At 38.2% G+C, this 3,780-nt stretch carries 4 protein-coding genes; 2 read left to right on the forward strand and 2 right to left on the reverse strand.

The window, feature by feature from the left end:
* Positions 1-34: 34 nt before the first annotated feature.
* The gene (locus tag DV63_RS16030; protein WP_001197575.1) at positions 35-1,717 is read right to left on the reverse strand and encodes a DNA polymerase III subunit gamma/tau; all 1,683 of its coding nucleotides are present in this window, start codon (positions 1,715-1,717) and stop codon (positions 35-37) included.
* A 68-nt stretch (positions 1,718-1,785) separates the two neighbouring features.
* Positions 1,786-2,418 carry a LysE family transporter gene (locus DV63_RS16035; protein ID WP_000498351.1) on the reverse strand — a complete coding sequence of 211 codons (633 nt, stop codon included), beginning with the start codon at positions 2,416-2,418 and terminating at the stop codon, positions 1,786-1,788.
* Positions 2,419-2,680: 262 nt separating this feature from the next.
* Between DV63_RS16035 and DV63_RS16040 the strand changes: the two genes are divergently transcribed.
* Entirely contained in the window at positions 2,681-3,103 is a 423-nt protein-coding gene (locus tag DV63_RS16040; protein WP_001254636.1) for a DUF1104 domain-containing protein, read from the forward strand.
* 28 nt (positions 3,104-3,131) lie between these two features.
* Complete coding sequence (locus tag DV63_RS16045) at positions 3,132-3,599, forward strand: sialic acid-binding protein (protein ID WP_000709587.1); 468 nt, start codon at positions 3,132-3,134, stop codon at positions 3,597-3,599.
* The last annotated feature ends 181 nt before the right edge of the window (positions 3,600-3,780 follow it).

The raw sequence follows: 3,780 nt of genomic DNA on the forward strand, positions 1-3,780 counted from the left end.
GCTGCCACTTTGTCTAACTCGTCTAAATGCGCTCTCATAACAATTCCACGCTTTTGATTTCAAACTCGCTCTTAATCTCTTCAATAAGATTGGAATGATTAGCCATAAATTCTTGCAAGGCTGTAGGGGCTTCTTTTGATTGGGTTTCTTTAACCTCTTTAGTTTCTTTTTCTTTAGTTTCTTTTTCTTTCAGTTCAGCGGTCGTTTCGGTGGTTGGTTTGGGCTTTGAATAAGGGAATTTAGACTCTTTAACCACTTCTAAAGCGCTTTTATTTTCTGAATGATTTTTTAAAGCGATTTTGATACTTTCACCCTTGCCAAAAACCCCATCAACGATGCTTTTCACGATTTTAAAACGCTCTCTTAAAAGCTCTTTATCTTTATTGGTGGCTAAAGACTCCCAAGTCAAGGTTTTAGTCTGGCTGTCAAAATCCACAAAACGGATATTTTTTTCAAACACCGCCCCTAATTCGTAGTTGCGCTCATAAACCAGTGTTTGAACCTGTTTGAAAAGGTTGTGAAAAATGCGATCTTTAGCTGAAAGCATGGGCGTTTGTGGGGTTTCTGCGCTTTCTTTTTTTTCTGTATTTTCTCTTTTTTCTGTGCTTTTAGGTTCTTGTTTAGGAGCGTTAGGGTTTTGGTTTAAGGGCCAAAAAGCACTTTCTTTATTTTGCTCTAATTCCAAAATCGCATCGTCTAGGGCTTTGAGTTTCAAAGCTTCTTTGAATTTCATTTTCAATAACAACAGCACAAAACTAGCATTTGCCCCTTCTTTCAAAAGGCTCAAACTGCTCATAATGATTTTAAAAAAGCGCTCTATTAAAAGAATGGAATAAGCATCAGGGCTTAATAATTTCGCTTTCAAAAAAAGCATCATTTCTTCTAAAACGCTCTCGGTTTCATAATTTTCTAAAATGGCATAACGCTCTTGCAATCGCGCTTCATCTTGGTTGATTAGGCTTTGAAAAAAATCTTCTAAAACGCTCCGATCAATCGCTCCTAACATTTCAGCCACTTTGCTTTCTGTGATAGCGTTATCGCAATAATTGATGGCTTGCTCTAAAAGAGTGATCGTATCCCTCAAGCTCCCTTGCCCGCTGTGAGCCAGTTTTTCTAACGCGCTTGTTTCATAACTCACTTGTTCTTTTTCTAAAATGGTTTTTAAATGAGAAATAACGGAATTTTCAGGGATTTTTTTAAACCTGAAATGCTGGGTGCGGCTGAGTATGGTAGCGGGCAATTTCAAGGCGTCCGTTGTCGCTAAAAGGAATTTCACATGGCTAGGAGGCTCTTCTAAAGTCTTTAAAAGCGCGTTAAACGCTTCGGTGGTGAACATATGCACTTCATCAATGATAAAGATTTTATAGCGCCCAAAGCTTGGTTTGTAGCGCGTTTGCTCTATGAGATTACGGACATCATCAATCCCCCTATTAGAAGCCCCATCCATTTCTATAATATCTATATGGTGGTTGTTTAAAGCGCTCTGGCATTGAATGCAAGTATCGCAAGGCACAGCCTTTGGCCCTGTTTCGCACATTAAAGCCCTAGCAAAAATCCTAGAAGAACTGGTTTTCCCTGAACCTCTTAACCCGCTGAATAAATAAGCGTTAGCCAAACGCTGGTTGTCTAGGGCTAAAGAAAGCGTTTTAGCCACGCTCTCTTGACCGACTAGCTCGCTAAAATGTTTGGGGCGGTATTTTAACGCTAAAACTTGCATATTGATTATAATCCTTAAAACTCATTTAGGGGTATTGTAATGCAAAATGACTTAAAACTAGCCCCTTTTTAGGTTTTACTCAATAACGCTAAAAAATCCCTAAATAAAGTAACGCTAAGCGTTCCCATGATAGCGGTTACAAAGAGATTCACGCCCATAAAGATTTTTTGGTTGTTTAAAAGTTTAGGGCCATAACGCAACGATAAAGCGCATAACAATAAAAGCCAAGAAAGGGCAGCCGATAAAGTGCCGGCTAAAAAGACAAATTTTTGCACTAAATTAAAAGACAAAGCGCTCGCGCCAATTAAAAACACCATTTCCAAATACACTTGAGGGTTGAGTAAGGTAACGCCTAAAGTGAATAATAAGGTCTTTTTTAAGGATAGTTTTTTGGGGGTTTGGACTTGCTTCTTTTTAAAGGTTTGAAAAAGCGTTTTTAAAGCTAAAAAAGCGTAAAATCCGGTAAAAACCGCTCCAAATAAATTCAAAAACAAACTCAAATAAAGATTTTTAGCGAAATAAGCCCCCACGCCAAACACGCCCATGCTCATCAACACAATATCGCACATAAAACACAGAGCGCAAATCAAAAACACATAATTCCTAGCCATGCCTCGCTCTATAATAAACAAGGATTGCGCCCCCACAGCCGCGCACAAAGAAATCGCTAAACCAAAACCTTCTATAAAAACCACAAACATCTCGCTTAAATCCTTTCACTCAAAATAAGCCAAAAACTACCAACACCATACAAACCAATCATTCAAAATGGTATTTTAAAATTTTAGGGTTTAAAACGACCTTTATAAATAAAAGTTAAATGGCACAATGGCTTGCGCAAAATTTAAAAGCCCCATTTTTACCGATCTTAGTGGCGTTTGAGAATAAGTTAAAAATAACATGGTAAAATGCCAAAATTTGCTGTCGTTATGCGGCAAAAATTTGGACAACAAGGAATTGGGAATGAGAAGGAGTTTGGCTTTTTGCCTGTTAGCTTTGCTTGGATTACAGGTTTTAGGCGCTAGGGATTTTTCGCAACTCAAAAACGAAGAACTTTTAAAATTAGCAGGCACTCTGCCTTCTAATGAAGCGATTGATTATCGCATGGAAGTGTCTAAACGCCTTAAAGCCTTAAACGCTGAGGACGCTAAGAAATTCCGCGCGAATTTCAGCCGAATCGCTAGGAAAAATCTTTCCAAAATGAGCGAAGAGGATTTCAAAAAAATGCGTGAAGAGGTGCGTAAAGAATTAGAAGAAAAAACCAAAGGTTTGAGCGATGAAGAAATCAAGGCAAAAGGACTTAATGTGAGCGTTTGCAGCGGCGATACGAGAAAAGTTTGGTGTAGGGCTGTTAAGAAAAAAGACGAACATTGCTCTCCTAAGTGAGATAAAATTTAATTTAAAAGGATAAAAAATGAAAAAAGCGTTGAAAATACTTTCTGTTAGTGCGTTGTTATTTATGGCTTTGAACGCCAAAGATTTCAGCAAAACAAGCGATGAGGATTTGGCTAAAATGGCTGGCATTGTCGCTCCGCAGGATATTGTGGATTACACAAAAGAGTTGAAAATGCGCATGAAAAAAATGCCTGAAGACAAGAGAAAGGCGTTCCATAAGCAGTTGCATGAATACGCGATTAAAAACACAGACAGCATGACCGTGGCGGATTTTGAAGCCCGCCAAAAAGCCGTTAAAGAAGCGCTTAAAAAAGGTAACATGGAAGACATGGATGATGATTTTGGGTTGAGATCATGCAAGCATGGGAAAATGCACAAACACCATAAACACCACAAACACGATGGTCAAAATAAAGCAAAAGGGCATGACAAAGAACAAGGCAAAAAAGACCACGATCACAATGATCATGGCGAAAATGAGAAATAAAGCTTAAACCGCACCGCTTTCTCTATCAAAGCTTCAAACCCTTTAAGCAGAAATCCTAAACGCTTTGAGCGTTTGGGATAAATGCGTTCTGTTAAGCGTTATCAAAATTCTATTCTCATTAAGTATTGCTTATAAAATTCAAAAGATCATTTTATCGTTACAAAAATCAACATTTCAAAGA

The sequence above is a fragment of the Helicobacter pylori FD535 genome (assembly GCF_000296015.2).
Taxonomy (GTDB): domain Bacteria; phylum Campylobacterota; class Campylobacteria; order Campylobacterales; family Helicobacteraceae; genus Helicobacter; species Helicobacter pylori_CT.

Excerpts from the sequence above, each read along its gene's own strand:
- DV63_RS16040 (WP_001254636.1), top strand. The coding sequence starts at position 2,681 with ATGAGAAGGAGTTTGGCTTTTTGCCTGTTAGCTTTGCTTGGATTACAG.
- DV63_RS16030 (WP_001197575.1), bottom strand. The coding sequence starts at position 1,717 with ATGCAAGTTTTAGCGTTAAAATACCGCCCCAAACATTTTAGCGAGCTA.
- DV63_RS16045 (WP_000709587.1), top strand. The coding sequence starts at position 3,132 with ATGAAAAAAGCGTTGAAAATACTTTCTGTTAGTGCGTTGTTATTTATG.
- DV63_RS16035 (WP_000498351.1), bottom strand. The coding sequence starts at position 2,418 with ATGTTTGTGGTTTTTATAGAAGGTTTTGGTTTAGCGATTTCTTTGTGC.